Annotated in this window: 18 protein-coding genes and 1 pseudogene; 10 read left to right on the top strand and 9 right to left on the bottom strand. The window is 67.9% G+C overall.

Annotated features, from left to right (window positions below; translation table 11 throughout):
* Positions 1-32: 32 nt before the first annotated feature.
* Positions 33-1,526: an NAD(P)H-hydrate dehydratase gene (locus PKE85_RS03345; RefSeq protein ID WP_271203369.1), complete on the bottom strand. Its 1,494-nt coding sequence runs from the start codon at positions 1,524-1,526 to the stop codon at positions 33-35.
* A gap of 306 nt (positions 1,527-1,832) precedes the next feature.
* On the opposite strand from PKE85_RS03345, the gene PKE85_RS03340 reads away from it, so the two are divergent.
* Together PKE85_RS03340 and glnA are read left to right on the top strand one after the other, a co-directional pair.
* Complete coding sequence (locus tag PKE85_RS03340; RefSeq protein ID WP_271203368.1) at positions 1,833-2,171, top strand: P-II family nitrogen regulator; 339 nt, start codon at positions 1,833-1,835, stop codon at positions 2,169-2,171.
* Between the two features lie 65 nt (positions 2,172-2,236).
* Entirely contained in the window at positions 2,237-3,646 is a 1,410-nt protein-coding gene (glnA, locus tag PKE85_RS03335; RefSeq protein ID WP_271203367.1) for a type I glutamate--ammonia ligase, read from the top strand.
* A gap of 571 nt (positions 3,647-4,217) precedes the next feature.
* Here glnA and PKE85_RS03330 read toward each other — a convergent pair.
* On the bottom strand, positions 4,218-5,255 hold the full coding sequence (locus PKE85_RS03330; protein WP_271203366.1) for a glutamine synthetase beta-grasp domain-containing protein: 1,038 nt from the start codon (positions 5,253-5,255) through the stop codon (positions 4,218-4,220).
* A 493-nt stretch (positions 5,256-5,748) separates the two neighbouring features.
* Between PKE85_RS03330 and PKE85_RS17680 the strand changes: the two genes are divergently transcribed.
* Together PKE85_RS17680 and moxG are read left to right on the top strand one after the other, a co-directional pair.
* Positions 5,749-5,931 (top strand): DUF2735 domain-containing protein, encoded by a 183-nt coding sequence (locus PKE85_RS17680; protein ID WP_428981308.1) that lies wholly within the window; start codon positions 5,749-5,751, stop codon positions 5,929-5,931.
* 473 nt (positions 5,932-6,404) lie between these two features.
* Entirely contained in the window at positions 6,405-6,983 is a 579-nt protein-coding gene (moxG, locus tag PKE85_RS03325) for a cytochrome c(L), periplasmic (protein ID WP_271203365.1), read from the top strand.
* Positions 6,984-7,048: 65 nt separating this feature from the next.
* On the opposite strand, the gene PKE85_RS03320 is transcribed toward moxG, so the two are convergent.
* Positions 7,049-8,182: an acyltransferase family protein gene (locus PKE85_RS03320; protein ID WP_271203364.1), complete on the bottom strand. Its 1,134-nt coding sequence runs from the start codon at positions 8,180-8,182 to the stop codon at positions 7,049-7,051.
* A gap of 626 nt (positions 8,183-8,808) precedes the next feature.
* Here PKE85_RS03320 and PKE85_RS03315 point away from each other — a divergent pair.
* Positions 8,809-9,234, top strand: coding sequence for an ASCH domain-containing protein (locus PKE85_RS03315; protein WP_271203363.1), 426 nt, complete (start codon positions 8,809-8,811; stop codon positions 9,232-9,234).
* Between the two features lie 1,027 nt (positions 9,235-10,261).
* On the opposite strand, the gene clpA is transcribed toward PKE85_RS03315, so the two are convergent.
* From clpA to PKE85_RS03300, 3 genes are all read right to left on the bottom strand, one after another.
* Positions 10,262-12,673 (bottom strand): ATP-dependent Clp protease ATP-binding subunit ClpA, encoded by a 2,412-nt coding sequence (clpA, locus tag PKE85_RS03310; protein ID WP_271203362.1) that lies wholly within the window; start codon positions 12,671-12,673, stop codon positions 10,262-10,264.
* Between the two features lie 9 nt (positions 12,674-12,682).
* Positions 12,683-13,072, bottom strand: a complete 390-nt coding sequence (clpS, locus tag PKE85_RS03305) for an ATP-dependent Clp protease adapter ClpS (protein WP_271203361.1) — start codon at positions 13,070-13,072, stop codon at positions 12,683-12,685.
* 302 nt (positions 13,073-13,374) lie between these two features.
* Positions 13,375-13,707, bottom strand: a complete 333-nt coding sequence (locus PKE85_RS03300) for a phasin family protein (protein WP_271203360.1) — start codon at positions 13,705-13,707, stop codon at positions 13,375-13,377.
* Between the two features lie 435 nt (positions 13,708-14,142).
* Between PKE85_RS03300 and PKE85_RS03295 the strand changes: the two genes are divergently transcribed.
* Positions 14,143-15,741: a serine hydrolase gene (locus PKE85_RS03295; protein ID WP_271203359.1), complete on the top strand. Its 1,599-nt coding sequence runs from the start codon at positions 14,143-14,145 to the stop codon at positions 15,739-15,741.
* Between the two features lie 14 nt (positions 15,742-15,755).
* Here PKE85_RS03295 and PKE85_RS03290 read toward each other — a convergent pair.
* Positions 15,756-15,935 (bottom strand): annotated as a pseudogene (locus PKE85_RS03290) (J domain-containing protein); the annotation flags it as partial.
* A gap of 464 nt (positions 15,936-16,399) precedes the next feature.
* Between PKE85_RS03290 and panC the strand changes: the two are divergent.
* Positions 16,400-17,260 carry a pantoate--beta-alanine ligase gene (gene panC, locus PKE85_RS03285; RefSeq protein ID WP_271203358.1) on the top strand — a complete coding sequence of 287 codons (861 nt, stop codon included), beginning with the start codon at positions 16,400-16,402 and terminating at the stop codon, positions 17,258-17,260.
* A gap of 74 nt (positions 17,261-17,334) precedes the next feature.
* Entirely contained in the window at positions 17,335-17,883 is a 549-nt protein-coding gene (locus PKE85_RS03280) for a rhodanese-like domain-containing protein (protein ID WP_271203357.1), read from the top strand.
* A gap of 66 nt (positions 17,884-17,949) precedes the next feature.
* On the opposite strand, the gene PKE85_RS03275 is transcribed toward PKE85_RS03280, so the two are convergent.
* Entirely contained in the window at positions 17,950-18,345 is a 396-nt protein-coding gene (locus PKE85_RS03275; protein ID WP_271203356.1) for a DoxX family protein, read from the bottom strand.
* Positions 18,346-18,572: 227 nt separating this feature from the next.
* Here PKE85_RS03275 and PKE85_RS03270 point away from each other — a divergent pair, with 227 nt between their 5' ends.
* Positions 18,573-18,869 (top strand): BrnA antitoxin family protein, encoded by a 297-nt coding sequence (locus PKE85_RS03270; protein WP_271203355.1) that lies wholly within the window; start codon positions 18,573-18,575, stop codon positions 18,867-18,869.
* A 123-nt stretch (positions 18,870-18,992) separates the two neighbouring features.
* Entirely contained in the window at positions 18,993-19,361 is a 369-nt protein-coding gene (locus tag PKE85_RS03265; protein ID WP_271203354.1) for a hypothetical protein, read from the top strand.
* An 86-nt stretch (positions 19,362-19,447) separates the two neighbouring features.
* Here the strand turns inward: PKE85_RS03265 and PKE85_RS03260 are convergent, their stop codons facing one another.
* Positions 19,448-23,776, bottom strand: coding sequence for a M10 family metallopeptidase C-terminal domain-containing protein (locus PKE85_RS03260; RefSeq protein WP_271203353.1), 4,329 nt, complete (start codon positions 23,774-23,776; stop codon positions 19,448-19,450).
* Between the last annotated feature and the right edge of the window lie 227 nt (positions 23,777-24,003).

Here is a 24,003-nt window from a genome sequence, read left to right as displayed (position 1 = left end):
TATCACGGACGCCACGGAGCGCAGCAAAAAATTCATGAATCCTTCGGCGCCCCGAGAAGGCGCGCAAGCACAGCCGGCGCGACGTGCGGAAGATCGTCCGCGATCAGCCCCGGCCCGAAGCCCGCCGCCGCCTCGCCATGGATCCAGACCGCGGCCGCCGCCGCCTCGAAGGCCGGCATGCCCTGGGCCAGCAGCCCGGCGCAGAAGCCCGCCAGCACATCGCCCGCGCCGGCGGTGGCGAGCGTCGGCGGGGCGTTGTCGGCGATGGCTGCCCGGCCGTCGGGCGCGGCCACCACCGTGTCGGCGCCCTTCAGCGCCACCACCGCGCCCGTGCGAGACGCCGCCGCCCGCGCCCGGTCAAGCTTGGAGCCGTCCGTCAGGTCCGGGAACAGCCGGGCGAACTCGCCCTCGTGGGGCGTGAGGACCACCGGACGGGCGGGCGCGCGCCGGATCGCCGCCGCAAGCTCGTCCGGGCGCCCCGCGAAGGCGGTGAACACATCCGCGTCCAGCACCGCGGATTCGGCGCCGTCGAGCGCGGCGCGCGCCGCCGCCTCCACGCCGGGTCCCGCGCCGGGGCCGACCACGGCGGAGGCGAAGCGGCGGGCGCCGAACAGTTTCTCCAGCCCATCCGCGTCCACCGCCTCCGCCAGCATGATGGCGCTCACATGCGCGGCGTGGACGCGAAGCGCCGCGGGCGCTCCCGCGATCGTCACCGCCCCCGCGCCGACCCGCGCGGCGGCGAAGGCCGAAAGCCGGGCCGCGCCGGTCATGAACTCCGGCCCGCTCCAGACCAGCGCATGGCCGCGGCGGTATTTGTGGCCGTCCGTCGCCGGCCGCGGCAGCGCGCCGGACCACAGCGCGGGCCGGTTGCGGAAGGTCGCGACGCCGAGCGACGGCACGACCGCCTCCGGCGTCCCGATGTCCGCGACGGTAAGCGCGCCGCAGAGCGTGCGCCCCGGCAGGAGGACATGGCCGGGCTTCGGCCGCACGAAGGTGACGGTGGCGGCCGCCCGGACGACCGGCCCCCGCCCCAGCGGAGCGCCGAGATCGCCATGGAGGCCGCTCGGCACGTCGACGGCGAGAATTGGCGTCCGGGACGCGTTCGCGCGCTCCGCCGCGTCCGCCGCCGCGCCCTCCAGCGGGCGGGAGAGGCCTGCGCCGAACAGCGCGTCGACGATGACGTCCGCCGCGCCGAAATCCGCGTCCGCGATCGGCGTGACGGCTCCCGACCAGCGCGAGGCCATGAACGCGGCGTCGCCCGACAGACGCTCCGGCGGAACCAGCGCCGCGACCGTGACCGCAAGGCCCCGCTCCGCCAGCCGGCGTGCGGCCACATAGCCGTCGCCGCCATTGGCGCCGGGCCCGGCCAGCACCAGGATCCGGCGCGCGGCGGGCCACAGCTCCCGCGCCCGACGCGCCACGGCTGCGCCCGCAGCCTCCATCAGCGCCGCGCCCGAGACGCCCGCCGCTACGGCGCGGCGATCCGCCTCCGTCATCTCGGCGCAGGCCAGAAGCTCCAGACTCATGACCACGCGCTCAGGGCGCGAAAATCTTGCCCCTCCTCTGCGGAAAAGCCGCCCTGCTCAATTCTCGCGCTGCAACGCCGCATATGACGGCGCAGTGACGCATATTTTTTAGTCGTTATGCACATTTTATAGACATTAACATCGTGGGAAATCGCTCCAGAACAAAGACGCGTCCTGCGGCCCGCTAGACCCTACGCGCGTTTCGGACGGGTAGGAATGTTGGCACGCTTGGTGCTTAGATGGCACCGTTCCCTGCCTGCGACGGCACGGGCGCGCGCCGAGCGCGACACGGAGGAGCTCCCGGAAGTGAAGAAGATCGAAGCGATCATTAAGCCGTTTAAGCTTGACGAGGTGAAGGAGGCCCTTCAGGACGTCGGCGTTCAGGGCATCACCGTGACCGAGGCGAAGGGCTTCGGCCGTCAGAAGGGGCACACGGAACTCTATCGCGGCGCGGAATACGTCGTCGATTTCCTGCCGAAGGTGAAGATCGAGGTGGTGATCGGCGACGAGGTCGTGGAGCGCGCGGTCGAGGCGATCCGCAAGGCCGCCGCGACCGGACGCATCGGCGACGGCAAGATTTTCGTATCGCCTGTCGAGGAAGCGATCCGCATCCGCACCGGCGAAAGCGGCCTCGACGCGATCTGAGCCGCTCCGGCGGAGCCCAGGGACGCATAAAAACAATCCTGAACAAGGACAAGGATAGAATAGCGATGAATACGGCTCAGGACGTTCTCGCGTTCATTAAAGAGAACGACGTCAAGTATGTCGATCTCCGATTCACCGACCCCAATGGCAAGTGGCAGCATGTCACGTTCGACATTTCCATGGTCGACGAGGACTTCTTCGCGGAAGGCCAGATGTTCGACGGCTCGTCGATCGCGGGCTGGAAGGCCATCAACGAGTCCGACATGCTGCTGATGCCGGACGTGGCCACCGCCTGCCTCGATCCGTTCTTCGCCGCCACCACCCTGTCCGTGGTCTGCGACGTGCTCGAGCCCACCACCGGCGAGCCCTATGAGCGCGACCCGCGCGGCACGGTGAAGAAGGCCGAGGTCTACCTGCAGTCGCTCGGCATCGGCGACACCGTCTATGTGGGACCCGAGGCCGAGTTCTTCGTGTTCGACGACGTGCGCTTCTCGGCCACGCCCTACAACACCGGCTTCCGGCTCGACTCCGTCGAGCTTCCGACCAATTCGGACACCGAGTACGAGACCGGCAACCTCGGCCACCGCGTGCGCACCAAGGGCGGCTACTTCCCCGTGCCGCCGGTGGACAGCGAGCAGGACATGCGCGGCGAGATGCTGGCGGCCATGGCGGCCATGGGCGCCACGGTGGAGAAGCACCACCACGAGGTGGCCTCGGCCCAGCATGAACTCGGCCTGAAGTTCGAGAAGATCGTCCGCATCGCCGATCATCTGCAGGTCTACAAGTACTGCATCCACCAGGTGGCGCATTCCTACGGCAAGACCGCGACCTTCATGCCGAAGCCGGTCTACGGCGACAACGGCTCGGGCATGCACGTCCACCAGTCGATCTGGAAGGACGGCAAGCCGGTGTTCGCGGGCGACAAGTACGCCGGCCTCAGCCAGGAGTGCCTGTGGTACATCGGCGGCATCATCAAGCACGCCAAGGCGCTGAACGCCTTCACCAACCCGTCCACCAACAGCTACAAGCGGCTGGTGCCGGGCTTCGAGGCGCCGGTGCTGCTGGCCTACTCCGCCCGCAACCGTTCCGCCTCCTGCCGCATTCCGTGGACCAATTCGCCGAAGGCCAAGCGCGTCGAGGTCCGCTTCCCCGATCCGACCGCGAACCCCTACCTCGCCTTCGCCGCGCTGCTGATGGCCGGCCTCGACGGCATCGTGAACAAGATCGATCCGGGCCCGGCCATGGACAAGGATCTTTACGACCTGCCGCCGAAGGAGCTGCGCAAGATCCCGACCGTCTCGGCCTCGCTGCGCGAAGCGCTGCAGAACCTCGACAAGGACCGCGAGTTCCTGAAGAAGGGCGGCGTGTTCACCGACGACCAGATCGACAGCTTCATCGAGCTGAAGATGAAGGAGGTCATCCGCTTCGAGCACACGCCGCACCCGGTCGAGTTCGACATGTACTATTCGGTCTGAACGGACCGGCTCTCGATCCGAGAATCCAGGGGGCGCCTTCGGGCGCCCCCTTTTTCGTTCGTCGGCGACGCGCACGAAAGGCGTTCGAAACCGTGGACGCCCTGATCCGCCCCGCGCGGGCGGCCGACGCGCGCGAACGTCCTCACGCTCGCGAACGGATCGACTGGACTGGAGCTCAAGCCCTCGTCCGTCGCGGGCATGATCCGCGCCTATCCCTGCGTCTGGGCGGCGCTGGAGGGCGATCGCCTCACGGGATTTCCATGATCGACCACGAGGCGGGCTCGCTGTTCGCGGCCTTCGTCCTTCCGACGCATGAAGGGCGGGGACCGGGCGGGTGACGCGGGCGGCCGGGTTCCATCATGCCCCGGCAGGACCTATGGCCGCGACGTCGACGCGCACGACGTCAGGCTCGTGAACCGCCGTCCCGCCGAACAGGGCTGACGCTCCGGCCGGCAGGCCCTCACGCGGCGCGGCCTCGCCAACGCCGAATGAAAACGGAAAAGGCCCCCGCCCGGAACGGACGGAGGCCCTGTCGGCCGTCGCCCGCGCGAGCGGGCGTAAGGCGGAGCGATCAGGCCGCGGCGGCGGCCTTCTCGGTCGGCACTTCGGAGATGGTCTTCAGCACCTGGGACGCGATGGCGTAGGGGTCGCCCTGGGAGTTCGGGCGGCGGTCCTCAAGGTAGCCCTTGTAGTCGTTCTTGACGAAGGAGTGCGGCACGCGGATCGACGCGCCGCGGTCGGCGACGCCGTAGGAGAACTTGTTCCACGGCGCGGTCTCATGCTTGCCGGTGAGGCGCATGTGGTTGTCCGGGCCGTAGACGGCGATGTGGTCGTCGAGGTTCTTGTCGAACTGCGCCATCAGCGCCTCGAAATACTCCTTGCCGCCCACTTCGCGCATGAACTTGGTCGAGAAGTTGCAGTGCATGCCCGAACCGTTCCAGTCGGTGTCGCCGAGCGGCTTGCAGTGGAACTCGATGTCCACGCCGTACTTCTCGGTCAGACGGAGCAGCAGGTAGCGCGCCATCCACACCTCGTCGGCGGCTTTCTTGGAGCCCTTGCCGAAGATCTGGAACTCCCACTGGCCCTTCGCGACTTCCGCGTTGATGCCCTCGTGGTTGATGCCGGCCTCGAGGCAGAGATCGAGATGCTCCTCGACGATCTCGCGGGCGACGTCGCCGACGTTCTTGAAGCCGACGCCGGTGTAGTACGGGCCCTGCGGCGCCGGATAGCCGTGCTCGGGGAAGCCGAGCGGACGGCCATCCTTGTAGAAGAAATACTCCTGCTCGAAACCGAACCAGGCGCCGTCATCGTCCAGAATGGTCGCGCGGGCGTTGGTGGAATGCGGGGTGACGCCGTCCGGCATCATCACTTCGCACATGACCAGCGCGCCATTGGTGCGGGCGGGGTCCGGATAGACCGCGACGGGCTTCAGCACGCAGTCGGAGCTGCGGCCCTCGGCCTGCATGGTGGAGGAGCCGTCGAAGCCCCACAGGGGCAGCTGCTCGAGCGTGGGGAAGGACTCGAACTCCTTGATCTGCGTCTTGCCACGCAGATTCGGAACCGGGGTGTAACCATCCAACCAGATGTACTCGAGCTTGTACTTCGTCATTTCCAAATCCCTCGACGGTGATCAGGCCGTGCGCGCGGAGCGCGGATCATCCGCAGCCGACGGCGAGCCCCCCCGCTGCGTTCGCCAGTCCTTAAGCATCTCCCGTGCCAACTTCAGATCGACCTGGTCGAAGACCCGCCGCCGGGCGTCGGCCGCAGCCGGGAACTGCCTGATCGGCCGCGAAAATTCGCGGCCTTTCACGGCCCGCCGAAGCTGAGCCTCCCCTCAAGGATCGCTCGACGAGGCGGCCTGCGCGCCCGCCCGATTTGAAAAACCGAACCGCCATGACCATTTTATAGGCATGACGCCGCGTTCACCGAAGGCATGCAGCACTGACCTAAGTTGGCGTCAAATGACGCAAACTATTCGGTGCTGAAATTTTACTCTCCCACTGGACGAAGCATGCATTCAATGTACATAAATCAGGCATCACCTGTTCGGGTGATGTCATCGGGCCGCGCGAAGGCGCAGCTCAGGCTTGGAGACATGAACGATGAGACATGCAGAACATCAACAAACGGCGCAGGTCTTGGCTTTTCCTGCCGGCGGACGCGCTGGCATGGGCAGATTTAATGCACAGCCTCGGATTCAGGCGCCGGAGCCTCCGCGGGTGGAATGCGGCTCCTGGTACCATCAGGCGGCGCTGGACGAGAGCCGTCGGGGCGCGAGCAAGTGACGCCAGCGCCCTGCGACGCAGACCCGGATCAAAAGGGCCAAAGCCTCCGCTTTGGCCCTTTTGCTTTGTGACGCGGCGCCCCGGCGGCCTGTCGCGGCGAACGGCGCGCCATCGCCGCGCAGCCTGCGCGTCATCCGCCCAATCTTTCGACTACATCTGAAGATGATCTGGTTGATTTCGTAAGAATGACGCTGTTGCGCCGAACTCTTCAGACTAGCGGCTAAATAACGCGATCACGCCGTGTTCACAAATGCGTCACATACTGCATAATCAATAACTTATCGCAATATGACATTACAAAACATACATAATAATATTATTTTGTGAAAATATTCTAACAAGAACTTGAGCATCAGAACCGTTCAAACCTGTTCGACTTGCTTTATGTCGCCGCCCATGGCGCTGCGGCGTCGCCCTCCTGACATGGCGGGCGTCGCGTCCGTCGCGCGCCAAACAACATATGGGAGAAACGCATGAGCAAGGGTCTTATGACCAAGGCCGCTCTGGCCGCCATCATGCTGGCGACCGGCGGCATGGCCGCTCACGCCGAGATAACCTTCAACAACGCCATCACCGGCGAAGTGCTGAACCTCGAGGACGCCGGCGACGAGGGCAAGGACACCGAAGCGTTCAAGAAATTTCTGCAGACCGGCGTGAACCCCTACAACGAGGACAAGAACTGTCTGGCCAAAGGCCAGGAGCTCTACCTCGCCATGTGTTCCGGCTGTCACGGCCAGAAGGCCGAAGGCAAGCTCGGGCCGGGCCTCAACGACAGCTACTGGACCTATCCCCAGGGCGCGACGGACAAGGGCTTCTTCGAGATCATCTTCGGCGGCGCCACCGGCCAGATGGGCCCGATGTACGGCGCGCTCAACGTGGACGAGATGCTGCTCGCCATGGCCTGGGTCCGCCACCTCTACAAGGACGACCCGGCGGACGCCGGCGAGTGGCTGACGGACGACCTGAAGGGCAAGTTCAAGGTCTACGACGCCAAGGCCGAGGTTCCGAAGCCCGGCGCGGACGCGCCCGAAAACTGCAAGCCCAGCGAGTAATCTCGCTCAGGCTTTCCGGCATGGAGCGCCTGGCGCCGCGCTCCATGCCTTCGGGCGGCGACCGATCAGCCGACCGCCCGCCTCGAGCGCGCCACAGCGCGCTGCAGCGCCTCCACCCCGTTCATGAACAGGCCCCTTCCGGGCTTCTCGATCCAGGCGTAGGTCGCCATGGAGACGAGCAACGTCGCCACGACGACCGCAACGCCGGTGACCAGCCGGCCACTGAGCGTCGCCGAAAAACCGGACCAGTTGGCGAACTTGAACAGGGTCATGATGACCAGTCCGTGGGTCATGTAGATCGAATAGGACAGGTCCCCGAGCCAGATCAGCGTCGGGCGGCGCAGCAACCCCGGCGCGCTCCAGGTGGCGCGCGCGGCGAGGCCCACCACCAGCACCAGCATCGGCGGCCACAGCGCGTCGTAGGGCGCGTTCAGAGCCACGAGCGCGCAGCAGACGGCGATCGGCCCCGCGAGGGTCAGGGCGTAGACCGGCCGCGTCATGGCGCTCAGCGCCGGCACGTCGTCGAAGATGCGCCGCAGCAGGATGCCGGCGAAGAAGGACGGCACGAGGCGCGCCGCGCCGCCGTCGAAGGTGAGCGAGACGAGGTTCTCGTCGAGAAACGCGTGGGAGGCGAAGGACGCGACGGCGAACAGCGCCAGCGACACCACGATGCGCGTCGCGGTGCCGCGCACCCGGTCGGCCGCCAGAAAATAGAGCGGGATCATCATATAGGCGATCCACTCGGCGCTGACCGACCAGGACGGCCAGTTCCACACCAGCCCGTCCGTCAGCCAGACCGAGTGCAGCAGACCATTGGTCAGCAGGAAGTTGCCGAAGGTGTGCGGCACGTCCAGATCGCGACCGATCATCCGGGCGCCGAGCAGCAGGCCGGCGGCGCCGAGCGTGGTGGCGAGATGCAGCGGCCACAGCCGCGCGAGGCGGCGGATCAGGAACGGCGCGTAGCGGAACCGGCCCTCCTTCCAGGCCGGATCGTACATGTGGGCCAGCACGAAACCGCTGAGGATGAAGAACAGATCGACGACGATGCGGCTGTATTCGATCGCGTGAGGATAGGCGTGCGGCAGCACCATCACCGTGGTGTGAGCGAACAGGATCCACAGCGCGGCGAGCCCGCGCACGGACACCAGCTCCGGCAACAGCATGCCGGACGTGAACGCCTTGTGTGTGTTCGGCTCCATGATGCGCCCCTCCCGCTCCCCCAAGCGGGCGGCATACTAGCGGCGCAATCCTTTATCCTTTGCGCAAAGCGCGCGCCTGGCGCGTCGTCACATAGTCGTCATCGCATCGACGATCGCCTCTTGACGATCCATCCCAAGGCGAGCAGACTTCAATCGTCAACAACGGGCATGGAGGTTTAAGAAAATGACTCCGCCGAAGCGTGTAGACACACCACACTGAAGCGCATCCGGAGCGCTTTTGCGTGGAGACAAAGACAATTTATCTGATTTGACGGCGCATGCGATTTCGTAGCGCATCAAGACCATCTGCAGATCGGAGCAGACTGTCTTGATGCGATCGGGAAGACGATACGCCGATGAAGAGCAGATCGAAAGCTCGACAGGTTCTACGCAGCCGATCGCCCTGATGGGCCGGCCCTCACACCTATGAACCTGCGTGTTCGACACGAAACGCCTCCCCGGCTCACACCGGTGGAGGCGTTTCCCGTTTTTGGGCGCGCGGCGCCGACCCCTGCCTTGGAGATCCAGCGCGCGCGGGAGGAGCGCTGCGCACGCCTGCGCCGATGTGATAACCGGGCGCGGGGCCTCGGGGCTTTCGATCTCAGCCACGCCATGCGCCGGAAGTCATGGCCGCCCGATCATCTCCCGACGGCAGAGCGGGCCTACAGGAAAAAGGGGATCTCGTGAAAGCGCTGTCAATCGTCGCTCCGGGCGGGAGCTGGATCGCGTCGGGCCTGAAAACGCTGGAGGTGCGGCGCTGGAAGCCCGAACTGCATCCCGATGAGGACGTGCTTATCGTCGAGAACAAGGTGTTCCTCCGGCAGGACGGCGACGAAGACGACGCGGGGCGCGTCGTCGCGCTTGCGCGGGTCGCGGTCGTTCGTCCGTTCATGCCGGAAGACATGGCCGCCGCCTGCGCCAGCTCTTTCGAGGACGGATGGCTCTCATGGGAGCTCACCCACGTCCGCCCCGTCACCTCCGCCATCGCCGTCAAAGCGGCGCGCGGCATCTACGAGCTGGCCCCTCCGACGGACATCCGGCCGCGAAGCTGAGCGCCGCCGCCCAAAGGCCGCGCTCAGGCTGTGGAGCCCCCCTGCCGGCGACCGCAACGACGCGCGAGGCCTCGCTAAAGTCCTGAGTTCGATCGCTCCCGAAGCCCCGCGCCCAAGGCCCCCCATCTCCACAAGCTGCGCGGCTGGCGGAAGGAGCGCCTGGACGCGAAGCGGAGGCGGGGCGAAGCGCTGGAAACACGCCAAACGGGGTTAACCGCAGACACGCAAGATGCCCGATGACCAAGCACGGGCATGACGGCTTGGTTCAAATTCCAAACCGGTTCTGAGAGCCGAAAGGCCTGACGCCTCGCGCCCGCCGCTTGACGCCGGACGCTGACAGCGTCGCCTTCGCGTGGAAATGGAACGGCGCGTCACAGGCCGGTCCGGCATGGATGGCGCCCATGACGCGGCGGCGCGCCGAGCGATGTCGCTTGTTATCCAGGAGCGCCCGAGGGCGCGGACGCAGCGCTGCGGACATCAGGGCCAGATCGCTTCCAAGGGGTCGCCGCACACCGGTCCACGATCTGAAGATCAGATCGAGCACTCGTGCGGTCGACCGTTCTTTCGGCCGAGGGCGAGACCCGGATCGCCGCATCCCGACGACCTTACGTTTTGCAGCCGCACGACAGCGTTCCCGCGCGGCAGGCGCAACCACACGCCGCCCTGTCGCTGCCCCGCGGCCCGCAGCGACAGAGCGTCTCCTGACGGTTTTCGCGGAGACGGTTTCGCCGCGCCTGTCCATCTCTTTCCGGGCAGAGGATGGCGCCGCGTCGTCGGCCGGCCGAGAGTTTGAAGAGCTGCAGCCCTTCCGATGCGCATGACGGCCCAGACGACGCCGCGCGGGGCGCCTTGAGCGCGGCGATCAGCGGCCCCTCGACGCGGCGGCGCCGGAGCCGCGGGCCTTGTCTGACGCTCTCGCAGGGCGTCAGCCACCTTCGCCAAGCCAAGGCTTGAAAGCGCCGAAGCTCCCATGCCCGCGGTTCAAGCGCGGACATGGGCCGGCGTTCAGACGGCGCGCCCGCCCCGCTCAGGTCTTCACGAGCGGCGGCGTCTTCGGCGCCGCCCGGCGGCGCTTCGGCTCGGGCTTGTCCGCCTTGGCTGCTTTGTCGGCCTTGGCGGCGCGGGCCACGGGCTCGGGCTTCGGCGTCACCGGACCGTCGGGATAGGTGAAGCCAAGGCTGGTCGCGCCGTCGGCCGCCTTCTCCACCACCACGCGCACCGCGCCGCCGCCCATCAGCTTGCCGAACAGCACCTCTTCGGCGAGCGGCGTCTTGATGGTCTCCTGGATCAGCCGGGCCAGCGGCCGGGCGCCCATGAGCGGATCGTAGCCGCGCTCCGCCAGCCAGTCGCGCGCCTCGTCCGACAGCTCGATGGTGATGTTGCGGTCGGCGAGCTGCGCCTCGAGCTGCAGCACGAACTTCTCCACCACCTGCCGCACCACCTCGATCGGCAGGTTGCCGAAGGCGATGATGGAGTCGAGCCGGTTGCGGAACTCCGGCGCGAACAGGCGGTTGATCGCCTCCGTGTCCTCGCCCGAGCGCTTGGTGCGGCCGAAGCCGATCGGCTCTTTGGCCAGGTCGGAGGCGCCCGCGTTGGTGGTCATGATCAGGATGACGTTGCGGAAATCCACCTGCTTGCCGTTGTGGTCGGTCAGCTTCCCGTGGTCCATCACCTGCAGCAGGATGTTGAACAGGTCCGGGTGCGCCTTCTCGATCTCGTCCAGCAGCAGCACGCAATGGGGCGTCTGGTCGACGCCGTCGGTCAGCAGGCCGCCCTGGTCGAAGCCCACATAGCCGGGGGGCGCGCCGATGAGCCGGCTCACGGTGTGGCGCTCCATGTATTCCGACATGTCGAAGCGCAGCAGCCGCACGCCCAGCAGCGAGGCGAGCTGCTTCGCCACCTCGGTCTTGCCGACGCCGGTGGGACCCGAGAACAGGTAGCAGCCGATGGGCTTCTCCGGATCGCGCAGGCCCGCGCGGGCGAGCTTGATGGTGGAGGACAGCGCGTCGATCGCCGCGTCCTGCCCGTAGACCACCCGCTTCAGGCTGGTGGTCAGACCCCGCAGCACCTCGGCGTCGTCCTTCGACACCGATTTCGGCGGGATGCGGGCCATGGTGGCGATGGTGGCCTCGATCTCCTTCACGCCGATGGTCTTGCGGCGCTTGGCCTCGGGCAGCACCACCTGGCTCGCGCCGGTCTCGTCGATGACGTCGATCGCCTTGTCCGGCAGCTTGCGGTCGCCGATGTAGCGCGCCGACAGCTCCACCGCGGCCTTGATCGCCTCGTTGGTGTAGCGGACCTGGTGGAAGCTCTCGTAATAGGGCTTCAGACCCTTGAGGATCTCGATGGAATCCGGGATCGAGGGCTCCGCTACGTCGATCTTCTGGAACCGGCGCACCAGCGCGCGGTCCTTCTCGAAGTACTGGCGGTACTCCTTGTAGGTGGTCGAGCCGACGCAGCGCAGCGCGCCGGCGGCCAGCGCCGGCTTCAGCAGGTTGGAGGCGTCCATGGCGCCGCCGGAGGTCGCGCCCGCGCCGATGACGGTGTGGATCTCGTCGATGAACAGGATCGCGCCGGGCGTGGCCTCCAGCTCCTTGACCACCTGCTTCAGCCGCTCCTCGAAATCGCCGCGGTAGCGGGTGCCCGCCAGCAGCGAACCCATGTCGAGCGAGAACACGATGGAGTCCTCGAGCACCTCAGGCACCTCGCCGCGCACGATGCGCAGCGCAAGGCCCTCGGCGATGGCCGTCTTGCCCACGCCGGGGTCGCCCACCAGCAGCGGGTTGTTCTTGGTGCGGCGGCACAGGATCTGGATGGTGCGCGCCACCTCCTGATCGCGGCCGATCAGCGGGTCGACCTTGCCTTCCCTCGCCTTCTTGTTGAGGTTGACGCAGTAAGCCTCGAGCGCATCGGCCTTTTTCTTCGGCGCGCCGGTCTCGTCGGCGCTGGCCGCGGCCTCGTCCTCGGCGCCGCGCACCGGGCGCGCTTCGCTCATGCCGGGCCGCTTGGCGATGCCGTGGCTGATGTAGTTGACCGCGTCGTAGCGCGTCATGTCCTGCTCCTGCAGGAAGAACGCGGCGTGGCTTTCGCGCTCGGCGAAGATCGCCACCAGCACGTTCGCGCCCGTCACCTCCTCGCGGCCGGACGAAGTCACATGGATCACCGCGCGCTGGATGACGCGCTGGAAACCGGCCGTCGGCTTGGAATCCTCGCTGGTCTCGCCCACCAGATTGTCGAGCTCGGTGTCCACATACTCGACGAGGTTGCGGCGCAGGATTTCGAGATCGACGTTGCACGCCTTCATCACGGCGGCGGCGTCCTGATCGTCGATCAGGGACAGAAGCAGGTGCTCCAGCGTCGCGTATTCGTGCCGGCGCTCGTTGGCGAACGCGAGCGCGCGGTGGAGGGACTGTTCAAGGCTGCGCGAAAACGACGGCAACGGATCACCTCACTTCTTTTCCATGACGCATTGCAACGGATGCTGGTGCTTGCGCGCAAAATCCATCACCTGCGTGACCTTGGTCTCAGCCACCTCGTAAGTATAAATCCCGCATTCCCCCGCGCCGTGATTGTGGACGTGCAACATGATCATCGTCGCCGCTTCACGGTCCTTCTGGAAAAACTGCTCGAGCACATGAACGACGAACTCCATGGGAGTGTAATCATCGTTCAGTATGAGAACACGGTAGAGGCTCGGCCGCTTCACCTTGGGGCGCGTGCGCGTGACCACCGCCGTTCCGGGGCCGCCGTCGTCCCGACGAGGACCCGCCGTGGCCGGGCGGATGGAAGCCGCAAGCGCCGCGTCGCGGCCGCCGATTGAAAACGCGCCGTCCTTCATAGTTCCCGGTCGGTCCTCCTGACCCGGATCATTCCCTCGACTGGCGGCGCCTTCTGCGGCGCACGCGAGCCGCTTCGCACGATCCTAGCCCCGGTTTTCCGGGGGCGCCAGAGCGCCACGACCGTCCGCAGTCACAGGTAAGCGCTTGGCGTGATAAAAAAAGGCCGTCGGACCACATGGCGTCACGAGCGGAAAAACCGGCCCGAAACACGAAAAAGGGCCCGTCCGGCGACGCGCGCCGAAACGGACCCTTGAGAGCTCATCGCGGCGCCGCACACCGGCGCCGGCAGAAAATTTCGGAATTACTTGGCCTTGGCGAGAGCGGTCTCGATCGGCTTGTAGCTTTCCTTGGCCAGATCCGCGTAGAGTTCGCCGATCTTGGTCGCCTTGGCCACATAGGCCTCATAGGCCGACTTGGCGTAGGCCGACTGCACTTCGAGCGCCTTGTCGAGGGTCTTCACGCCGAACAGCTTCTCGAGATGGGCCGCGCCATCCTCGAAGGACTTCTTCGAGTAGTCGGCGACTTCCACGGCGATGGCCTGGAAACCCTTGCTCACGGCGCCGAAGCTCTTGAGGGCGAGATCGACGTTTTCCTTGCTGAGCTTCTGCACGTCTTCGAAATTCGCGGTCGTCATACTGAATCTCCTGCTTGCGCTGGCTCGTGGTCCGCACGCCCGAGAACCCGTAAGGCCGGCGTGCGCCGTCGAGGTCGGTGTGATCGACGGCGGGACAGGACGCCTTTTGCGCCCCGCCGATGGTGATATATGCACTGCAACATGGGAGTCAACGAACATTTTGCAGCGCACAAAACGCGCGCTTAACCGCTCCGTAACCGCGTCTCCGTAGCGTCGTTGACAGCCTCGCACGAACCAGCGGGGCGCAGCGTCCTGTTCGGGAATCGTCTCGGCCGCGCCTCACCCGCGCCGCTTGAGAAGCCTCCGGGGCTGAACGCTGCGATGGCGAACGACGTTCGGCCAAGGCCGGACCGAGCAGGCGGGACAGGCGTTATGATTTCGTGTGGCGTATCGAAGCGAGGCGGCCGTCTCCTCTCCACCCTTCTTTCTGCGACCGTGGCTCTGGGCGCCCTCGGCGCCGGGATCGGCGACGCCGAGGCCCGCGCCAAGAAAAAGGTCCGCTCCAAGCGGCCGGCGATCGCCGCCATGGCGGCCCCCGCCTCCATCAGCGCCAGTTCGGCCTACGCCGCCATCGTGGTGGACGCCAAGACCGGCCGCACGCTGTTCGAGCGCAACGCCGACGCCCAGCGCTTCCCAGCGTCCGTGACCAAGGTCATGACGCTGTATCTCGCCTTCGAGGACCTTGAACGCCGCCGCATCGGCCTCGACACCCGCTTCACCATGAGCGCGCGCTGCTCGGCCATGCCGCCGTCGAAGCTCGGCATGCGCGCCGGCCAGACCATCCGCGTGGACGACGCCATCCGCGCCCTCGTGACCAAGTCCGCCAACGACGTCGCCTGCGCCGTGGCCGAGAATCTGGAAGGCTCCGAGAGCGCCTTCGCGGAGCGCATGACGCGCAAGGCGCGCGCGCTCGGCATGAACGGCACTGTGTACCGCAACGCGTCCGGCCTGCCGAACCCGTCCCACGTCACCACCGCGCGCGACCTGATCGTGCTGGGCCGCGCCGTCCAGGACCGGTTCCCGCGCTATTACGGCTATTTCAGCACCCGCGTGTTCAACTTCGCCGGCCGCGCGATGCCCAACCACAACCGCCTGCTCGGCCGGGTCGAGGGCGTGGACGGCATCAAGACCGGCTACACCAACGCCTCGGGCTTCAACCTGCTGACCTCGGTGAAGAGCAACGGCCGCAGCGTGGTGGCGGTGGTCATGGGCGGGCGCAGCGGCGCCTCCCGCGACGCCCACATGCGCGAGCTGATCGCGCTCAACCTGCCGAAGGCCTCGCCCGGCTCGCGCGTCGCGCCGCTGGTGGCGGAAGCCGCCGAGCGCGTCCCCGTGCTCCGCGCCCGCCCGGCCGTGGTCGCCGCCGCGCCCATGCCCACCCCGGTGGAGGAGCGGGCCGCGCTCGCCGCCCCGGCTCCGATCCCGACCCCCGCGCCGCAGCTGGTCGCCGAACCGGTCCGCCCCGTGGCGGCGCCGGCCGCCGTCGCCCGGGTCGCCGCGGTCACGCCCACGCCGGCTCCGGCGCCGCGCGTGATCGAAGAGGACGCCGAGCCCGTGGTCGCCTCGTCCGTCGGCGCCACCCGCACGCCGCAGCCCATGCGCTGGGTGGTCGGCGCGCCGTCCACCACCGGCAGCGTGGCGGCCGAGCGCGCGGCGCCCGCCCAGGCGCTGGCCTACGCCGAGCCGGAGGCGGTTCCGACGCCGGTCCGCTCCGCACGCTCCGGCGCCCGCCGGGCCGACATCGAGGGCGCGCCCAAGGTCGCGCCGGTCTCCGAACCGCAGATCGAACGCAAGGGCTGGCAGATCCAGATCGGCGCCACCACCGAAGCCGACAAGGCGAAGGCCCTGCTCTCCGACGCCAAGTCGAAGGCCGGGCGCGCGCTCGCCGCGGCCGAGCCCTACACCGAAGTCTTCGCCAAGGGCGACACCACCTTCTACCGCGCCCGCTTCGCCGGCCTGAACGAGAAGACCGCGGACGCCGCCTGCAAGGCCCTCAAGCGCAGCGCCATGAGCTGCTTCGCGATCAAGAACTGAGACGGGGCGGGAGGTCAGCGATGGCTCGTCCGCGTGAGCAGATCCCTGGCGGCGTTGACGCGCGCCGCCAGGGCCGCCGTCCCCCCCTGGTCGGGATGGACTTTCTTCATCAGCGCCCGATGCGCACGGACGATCTCTTCCGCCGAGGCGCCCGGCTGCAGGCCAAGGATCTGATACGCCTCCTCCTGCGTCATTACGGCCGCTCCGCCGAAGCCCCCGCCTCCGCCCCGTCGGCCGCGCCGCGGGTCGTCATCCGCCTCGACGTCTGGACCCCGGCCGGACGCCGCGCCGCCGCCGTCACCTGCGGACCGCGCTGAACCGCTCCGGCGGGACACGGCCCCGGCCCCCATGCCCATGGCTCCGAGGCCCATCAGCACGAGGCCCGGCGTCATTTTTCCCGTCAGGGTCATGATCAGCCCGAGCCCCCAGGCCGCCCACGCCGCGAAGCGCAGCGTCCGCGCCGCCTGGGACGGCCGGGCCGAAACCAGAATCCGCCCCAGCGCGATCGCTCCTGCGAGCGCCATGGCGCCGAACACCAGCCAAATCATCACAGACGCAATCTCCGGGCGCCGCGGGCGCGGCGTGGCGTCCGCGTTCCTATCCTGATAAGCCGCCACCGCCAAAGCGGAGCTTCACCCCGCCAGCCCCGGAGCCGCCCATGTCCGCCCCCGCCGTCGTCGCCACCGTCGCCGACCTGCGCGCCCGCGTCGCCCTGTGGCGCGCGGCCGGCGAACGGGTCGCGCTCGTGCCCACCATGGGCGCGCTGCATCCGGGCCACCTGTCGCTGGTGGAGCAGGCGGGCAGGGCCGCGGACCGGGTGGTGGTCTCGATCTTCGTGAACCCGACCCAGTTCGCCCCCACCGAAGACCTCGCCACCTACCCGCGCGATCTCGACGGCGATCTCGCCAAGCTCGCCACGGTCGCGACCGATCTGGTGTTCGCCCCGACGCCGCAGGAGATGTACCCGGCGGGCGCTTCCACCGTGGTGACCGTGGGAGGCCCTTCCGCGGGCCTTGAGAGCGACGCCCGGCCGCATTTCTTCGCAGGCGTGGCCACCGTGGTCTCCAAGCTGCTGATCCAGGCCGCGCCGGACGTTGCGGTGTTCGGCGAGAAGGATTTCCAGCAGCTCGCGGTGATCCGGCGCCTGGTCGCGGACCTTCATCTGCCGGTGGAGATCCTGTCCGGCGCCACGCTGCGGGAGGCCGACGGCCTCGCCATGTCCTCGCGCAACGTCTACCTGACGGCCGCCAACCGGGAACGCGCCCCGGCGCTGCACCGCGCCATCCAGCGCGCGGCCGCGCGCATCGGGAACGGAGAGGATGCGAAAGCCGCGCTGAGGGACGCCCGCGACGCGATCGCCGCCGCCGGCTTCGCCATCGACTATGTGGAGCATCGCGACGCAGCCACCCTTGGAGCTCCCGAGGACAATCGTCCGGGCCGCATTCTGGCGGCCGCCCGCATCTCCGGCGTGCGCCTCATCGACAACGTTCCGGCGCCGCCGAAAGGACAAAATCCTTAAGTCCAATGGAACATCAGGCAGCGGCGAAGGTTATCCTGTCACATCACGAACGCCGCTCCGCAAGGAAGACGCGCATGGTTTCGACTGCGCTTGCCGACGCCGCCCCCTCCCCGGGCCTCTCCTCCACCGTTCGCAGCCTCGGCCGTCGGCGCAAGCCCGTGTCGGCCCGCCGCGCCCCTCCGATCGTGATCGAGGCGCGGGACGCCATCGCCATGAAGCGGCGCGGCGAAGCGGTGTTCATCGACCTGCGGGACTGGCAGACGCTCGACCGCACCGGCTGGATCAGCGAGTCGCTGCACTGCCCGCCCGGCGAATTCGCCGCGATCATCGATCCCTCGAGCCCGCTGCACAGCCGACTGTTCGAACCCGGGCAGACGATGGTGTTCTACGGCGGCCCGAAGAGCGGACCTCTGGGCGCGGCCCGCAAGGCCCGGTCGCTCGGGCTGAAGGCGCTTGTGCTGCGCGGCGGCTTTCGCGGCTGGCGGGACGCGGGCGGCAAGATCGCCGGACATCCCGACAGCGCCATGCCCGTGCTGAGATCGTCGTTCCGGCAGGCCTACCGCTTCACCATGGCCGGCCTGCGCAAGCGCATCGCGCGACTGAAGCGCGCCTTCGCCGGTTAAGCCCCCGCCGCATATCTGGATGAACCAGAAGGGCGCGACCGTGGTCGCGCCCTTCTCCATTCCGGCTCAGGCCGCCGACGAGCGGCGCGCGGCGTCCACGCTCCACGGGCCGGGGCCGGCGAAGAAGATGTAGAGGAACACGAAGCTGAACAGGATCGCCAGTTCGCCCTTGTTCACGATCGGGTAGAAGCTCGACCCCGCGTGGGCGAGGAAATAGGCGACCGCCATCTGGCCCGAGAGGATGAACGCCACGGGCCGCGTGAAGGCGCCGACCGCCAGCAGGACGCCGCCGACCAGCTCCAGCACGCCCGCCGTCAGTGACAGCGGCGCGAGCGTCCCCCCATACGGAACCGGGAAGTTCAGCAGTTTCACCGTGCCATGCTGAATGAACAGCAATGCGGACATGATGCGAAGCACGCTGAGAACGCGCGGGGACCAGGCGGCCAGTGCGGCGGTGTTCATTTTTATCCCTCCAGCGGTTTGAACGTCCCGTCAAAGTCGTTTTATGTGGTGCCTGCAGCCTATGGCGAGCGGTGCCCTCGCCGTTTTGCACAGTCGCATGCTGTTCTGACGCCGCAAACACGACTTCGTGCGCGATTGCCCGTTCGTCCGCCTTGTCCGTGACGCCTCGCCACCGCCGCCGGAGCAGGCTTTCGCAGCTTCGCTCTGATCGCCTTTGGAGATGTCCCATGAGCCGTCGCCCCCAGGACCCCCGCGCCGCCGCGGAAGCGGTGTTCCGCAGCCGTCCCCCCGCCGCCCCAACGGCGCCGTCCGCTCCCGCCGCGGCGCCTGGCGCGCGCGAGCAGGTGACCTTGAGAATCGACGTCGCCACGCTCGAGCATTTCCAGAACGGCGGCCGCGGGTGGCAGGACCGCATCAACGACGCGCTGCGCGAGCACGTCCGCGCCGAAGGCGGACTCTCCGGTGAACCGAAAGCGATCCCGGCCGACCGGCTGTCCAGCGAGAACGACGACGGCGCGGGGTGACGCCCAAGGCCGAAACGTCCATTGTCCGAGACTCTTGACGCCTCCCCGCGTCATGATCGAGATGGCGTGCGGAAGAGGCCGCCCGCGGATCACCCGCACGGCCCGTCCCGGGGGAGCGCAGACGTGACAGCGGGCGACGACAGAATCCACACCTACACCGTCTCGTCGCTCGGCGTGCTGTGGAAGCTGCTGCTGACGCCGACCGAATACATCGTCCGGCTGTTCGACGACGCCACAACGGCCCAGCGTCTCGATCCGGGGCAGGCCTTTCAGGAAATGGACCGGTTCCAGCGCTTCTACGAACGGGCCATCGAAGCGGGCGTCGACGCCGGCTGGGGAATCCGTTTCGAGACCGCCCCGCGCGTGCTGGTCGTTCCCGAAAACGGCGACATCAGGCTCGCGCTGGTGTGGAAAGCGGACGGCGGAACGCTGCACGTCGCCTCGCAGTCCAGCCTGAAGCTCACGGAGGCGAAGGCCGCCCGCACGGCCTGACCGGCGCCGAAAAGCGCCGGCCTGCGGGCCTTAAGCGCGCGGTGGGCCGCGCGTCGTCCCGCGCCGCTCAAAGGCGGCGTCCGCGCTCACACCACGACGAAATCCGCATGGGTGAGCGCGACGCCGGAGCCGAGCGTGGCGAAGCGGATCTGGTCCACGCCGCCGACGCCGTCCTCGTCGAAGAACAGCGCGCCCGAGCGTGAGTCGAAGATGATGCGGTCGAGCCCGTCCGTCGCCGCTGCGCCGCGCACGAAGGCGCTCGCGGCGAGGGCTCCCAGCGACAGTCCCGTGAACACCGCGTCGTCGAGCTGGATCGCGTCGTTCGGCGCGTAGAAGTCCGTGATCCGGTCAACGTTGGATGCCCCGAGGGCGGTCGAGAACGCGAACACGTCCTGCCCCCGCCCGCCGGTGAGGATGTCGGCCCCGGCCTTGCCGTCCAGCACATTGGCGGCGTCGTTGCCGACAAGGGTGTTCGCTCCCGCGTTGCCCGTTCCGTCGATGGCCGAGGTTCCGCGCAGGCGCAGCGTCTCCACATTGGCCGACAGGGTGAAGGACACGAAGCTCGCCACCGTGTCCGCGCCGCCGTTCGCAGCCTCCGTGACGCGGTCGCCCGCATGGTCGACCACATAGGTGTCGTTCCCGCCGAAGCCGCGCAGGTCGTCCGCCCCGCCGCCGCCGTCGAGCCAGTTGCCGGCGTCGTTGCCGAAGATGATGTTCTTGGTCTCGTTGCCGAACGCCTTCAGCGCCGCCGTCCCCATCATCCTGAGGTTTTCGACGTTCGCGGCCAAGGTCACGTTCGCCCAGGCCTCCACGCGGTCCACGCCGCCGCTGGCCGCCTCGGTGATGCGGTCGCCCGCATTGTCGATCACGTAGGTGTCGTTCCCGCCGAAGCCGCGCAGGTCGTCCGCCCCGCCGCCGCCGTCCAGCACATTGCCGGCCTCATTGCCGAAGATGATGTTCTTGGCCCCGTTGCCGACCGCCTTCAGCGCCGCCGTCCCCATCATCCGCAGGTTCTCGACGTTGGCGGACAGCGTCACGTCCGCCCAGGCCTCGACCCGGTCGACGCCGGCGCCGGCCGCCTCGACGATCACGTCGCCGAGATCGTCCACCACGTAAGAATCGTTCCCGGCGCCGCCGGTCAGCGTGTCGGCGCCGGCGCCGCCGTCGAGGCGGTTCGCCAGCGCGTTGCCGGTGAGTGCGTTGGCGAGGGCGTTGCCGGTTCCGTCGGCGGCCGCGCCCAGAAGAACGAGCGCCTCCACATTGGCCGCCAGGGTGTGGTTGATCGTGGCGCGCACGGTGTCCCAACCGGCGGCCTCCGCCTCGACCACCACGTCGCCGGCGTCGTCGACCCCGTAGGCGTCGTCGCCCCGGCCGCCCGCGAGCGTGTCCGCGCCCGCGCCGCCGTCCAGAAGGTTGTCGCCCGCCCCGCCCGTCAGCGCGTTCGCCAGCGCGTTGCCGATGAGATCGAACGCCGTCGACAGGCCGATCTGGCCGTTCTCGATCCCGGCGCCGAGCGTGTAGGAGGTCAGCGCGATGGCGCCGGGCGTCCCCTTCGACGGCGCGCTGATCAGCACCGTGTCCGTTCCGCCGGAGCCGCGGCTCGTCTCGTCCACCGTGTCGAACACCGCGACCGGCCGGCCCTTCGGACCGGGAACGAACGTGGTGTCCGCCAGCACATATGTGTCATCGCCGGCGCCGCCGGCGAGCGTGTCCAGGCCGAGACCGCCGAACAACGTGTCGGCGCCCGCGCCGCCGCTCAGCGTGTTGGCGCCGGCGTTGCCGATGAGACGATTGTCCAACTCGTTGCCGGCGAGATTGCCGTTGGAGGAGCCGGTGAGCTCGCCGTTCTCGAAATTGGCGCGCAGGGTGTAGCCGCCGCCGTTCGGCAGCGCGACCCGCACCGTGTCCACGCCCGCATCCGCGTCCTCGCTGATGGCGTCGTGGTAGGCATAGGTGACGCCGTTCAGCGTCAGACGGGTGAAGTCCGACAGGATGTAGGTGTCGTCGCCGAGCCCGCCCTGCAGCGTGTCGGCCCCCAGACCGCCGTTCAGGACGTCGTCGCCGGCGCCGCCGACCAGAGTGTTGTCCGCGCCGTTGCCGGTGAGCGCGTTCGAAAGATCGTTGCCGGTGAGATTGAACGCCTGCGTCCCCTCGACGACGCCGTTCTCCACATTGGCGCCGAGCGTGTAGCCGGTGAGCTGCTCGCCCGCGTAGCGGATGCGGACCGTGTCGGTTCCGCCGTCCACATCCTCGGTCACGCTGTCGTAGCGCCAGAACCGGATGTTGAACTGCCCCAGGCGGGTGGTGACGAGGTTGTAGTCGTTGAGGATGTAGGTGTCGTCGCCAGCGCCGCCGATCAGCTCGTCCACGCCGGCGCCGCCGTCCAGACGGTCCGCGCCGGCCATGCCCGACAGGGTGTTGGCCGCGGCGTTGCCGGCGAGGCTGTTGGACAGCTCGTTGCCGGCCAGCGAAAAGTCGCCCTCGCCCACCACCACGCCCGCCTCGATGTTGGCGGCCAGCGTGTATCCCGTTCCGAACAGGTCGCTGGTGCGCTGCACATGAACGGTGTCGTAGCCGCCGCCTGCGGCCTCCTGCACCGCGTCGTAGCTCATGATGAAGAAACCGGCGGCGGTGGGACGCCCGGCCATGGTGAACAGTTCGTAGGTGTCGTTGCCCGCGCCGCCGATCAGCGTGTCGTAACCGCCGCCGCCGTTCAGCAGATCGTCGCCGGCGGAGCCTGTGATGGTGTTGGCGAGCTGGTTGCCGAAACCGGCCCGCGCGCCGCCGAAGAGCTTCAGGTTCTCCACATTGGCGTTGAGCGTGTAGTTGACCCAGGCTTCGACCGTGTCGGTTCCCGCGTCCGCCGCTTCGCTGACGATGTCGTAGACGTTGTCCACCACATAGGTGTCGCCGCCCAGGCCGCCGGCCATGTAGTCGTCGCCGGCGCCGCCATCGAGCCGGTTCGCGAAAGCGTTGCCGTAAAGCGATTGCGCCCCCGCCCCCGCGGAGCCGCTGAGCGCGAAGCCGGACAGCCGCAGCTCTTCCAGATTGGCGCCGAGCGTCCAGTTGATGCTGGCGACAACGGTGTCGTAGCCCCCGCCGGGATTCTCGGCGATGAAGTCGTTGTCGCTCACGTAATAGGTGTCGTCGCCCAGCCCGCCATAGAGCGAATCCTGGCCGGCCTCGCCGCGCAGGACGTCGTTTCCGGCCTCGCCGTACAGCGTGTCGCCGCCGTCGCCGCCATAGAGCGCGTCGTTGTCGTCGCCGCCATAGAGCCAGTCGCCCGCGCCGCCGCCCTCGAGCCGGTCATCGCCGCTTAGACCGCGCAGGATGTCGAAGCCGCCGTTGCCGACCAGCCGGTTCGCGATCTGGTTGCCGGTGATCTGGTCGGCGCCGGAGCCGCCGATCGCGTTCTCGATCAGCGAGCGGGCGTCGCCGTTGAACAGCTTGGCGTTGGCGATGCTGCCCTGCGCGAAATAGTCGACGGTGTTGTTTGAAGCGTCTCTGTACTGGCCGAGATAGGCCCGCTGTCCGTCCGCGGGCGTCGACCATTGGCCGGCGCCCAGATTTGCGACGATGTTGGACGTGTAGTTCGAGAAATCATAAGTGTCGACGCCGCCGCCGTCCCAGATGGTTCGGAAGATGGCGTTGGTGTTCGGCGCGCCCTGCCCCACGCCGTTGACGAACATCTCGCCCGTCGAGGCGCTGAAGCTGTAGGTGGTGTTTCCGCTGTTGGCTCCGTAGTCCGCGCCGTACATGTACTGCAGCGCCGCGATGTCGTTCATCATCAGCGACTGCGGCAGCTCATAGTTCGAGCGCACGTCTCCGGTGAGCGGGCTGGCGGCGTAGGTCATGATCGACCACTCCTGCCCGTTCTCGTTTGACGGCAGCGCCGGGAACGTCACGCCATGGCCGGTCTGGGTGGCGTGGCCGTGCTTCAGGCCGAAGTTGTGGCCGATCTCATGGGCGATCCCGGCCGCGAAGCCGAAGGTTCCGATGGTCGGCGTGTTGTAGCTGCTCGTGTTGTACCAGGAATCCCCGCGCTGGTAGTCGTTGCCCCAGGTGGGGTCCGGCGGATTGGCCTCGGCGGAATCGTTGGAGCCGCCGGGGCGGTGCAGCCGGTCATCCAGGTTGCCGTAGTTGATGGTCGTCGCCATGGCGAAGCGGAAATCCGCCGAGCCGCCGTCCGTGACGAACTGCACGGTGAGCCCCGTCACCGCCGCGACCTGGTTCATCACATAGTGGACGGCGGTCTGCTGAGCGGAGGTGAACGCCTGAAAGCCGTTGATCGCCTCGTAGCCGGCGTAGTCGTCGGCGCTGTCCGGAAACCCGTAGGTGACGTTCGTGCCGTCGAGACGGTAGCCCCACAGGACGCCGTCGATGGACGCATCGCCCGACTTGTTCACTTCGGCCATGGCTTCCCCCTGATTTGCCCCACCATGGAGCATACCAAAAAGAGCCACAAGAGCGGTTGCCGGACTTTGGAGCCGAACTTTGGTTGCAACCAGAGTCCGTCGCCTCGCTCCTGGCCATAGGGACCAGACGGCGTTGGCCGAGCGCGAAACCGACGCGGACAGGTGGATGAGCGGAACGGTTCGTGCGCGCTTTGAGGGAGCGCCTCGTGATCGCCGGCGCGCGAGAT

This window comes from Methylopila jiangsuensis, from assembly GCF_027922305.1.
GTDB classification, from domain to species: domain Bacteria; phylum Pseudomonadota; class Alphaproteobacteria; order Rhizobiales; family Methylopilaceae; genus Methylopila; species Methylopila jiangsuensis.
Note: the sequence above shows the minus strand (reverse complement) of the source record. Positions and strands in the feature narration are given on the sequence as shown.

What these genes read in the sequence shown, in the direction of transcription:
- PKE85_RS03345 (WP_271203369.1), bottom strand. Translation starts at nt 1,526, where the DNA reads ATGAGTCTGGAGCTTCTGGCCTGCGCCGAGATGACGGAGGCGGATCGC.
- glnA (WP_271203367.1), top strand. Translation starts at nt 2,237, where the DNA reads ATGAATACGGCTCAGGACGTTCTCGCGTTCATTAAAGAGAACGACGTC.
- PKE85_RS03330 (WP_271203366.1), bottom strand. Translation starts at nt 5,255, where the DNA reads ATGACGAAGTACAAGCTCGAGTACATCTGGTTGGATGGTTACACCCCG.
- PKE85_RS17680 (WP_428981308.1), top strand. Translation starts at nt 5,749, where the DNA reads ATGAGACATGCAGAACATCAACAAACGGCGCAGGTCTTGGCTTTTCCT.
- moxG (WP_271203365.1), top strand. Translation starts at nt 6,405, where the DNA reads ATGAGCAAGGGTCTTATGACCAAGGCCGCTCTGGCCGCCATCATGCTG.
- PKE85_RS03320 (WP_271203364.1), bottom strand. Translation starts at nt 8,182, where the DNA reads ATGGAGCCGAACACACACAAGGCGTTCACGTCCGGCATGCTGTTGCCG.
- PKE85_RS03315 (WP_271203363.1), top strand. Translation starts at nt 8,809, where the DNA reads ATGGCCGCCCGATCATCTCCCGACGGCAGAGCGGGCCTACAGGAAAAA.
- clpS (WP_271203361.1), bottom strand. Translation starts at nt 13,072, where the DNA reads ATGAAGGACGGCGCGTTTTCAATCGGCGGCCGCGACGCGGCGCTTGCG.
- PKE85_RS03300 (WP_271203360.1), bottom strand. Translation starts at nt 13,707, where the DNA reads ATGACGACCGCGAATTTCGAAGACGTGCAGAAGCTCAGCAAGGAAAAC.
- panC (WP_271203358.1), top strand. Translation starts at nt 16,400, where the DNA reads ATGTCCGCCCCCGCCGTCGTCGCCACCGTCGCCGACCTGCGCGCCCGC.
- PKE85_RS03280 (WP_271203357.1), top strand. Translation starts at nt 17,335, where the DNA reads ATGGTTTCGACTGCGCTTGCCGACGCCGCCCCCTCCCCGGGCCTCTCC.
- PKE85_RS03275 (WP_271203356.1), bottom strand. Translation starts at nt 18,345, where the DNA reads ATGAACACCGCCGCACTGGCCGCCTGGTCCCCGCGCGTTCTCAGCGTG.
- PKE85_RS03270 (WP_271203355.1), top strand. Translation starts at nt 18,573, where the DNA reads ATGAGCCGTCGCCCCCAGGACCCCCGCGCCGCCGCGGAAGCGGTGTTC.
- PKE85_RS03260 (WP_271203353.1), bottom strand. Translation starts at nt 23,776, where the DNA reads ATGGCCGAAGTGAACAAGTCGGGCGATGCGTCCATCGACGGCGTCCTG.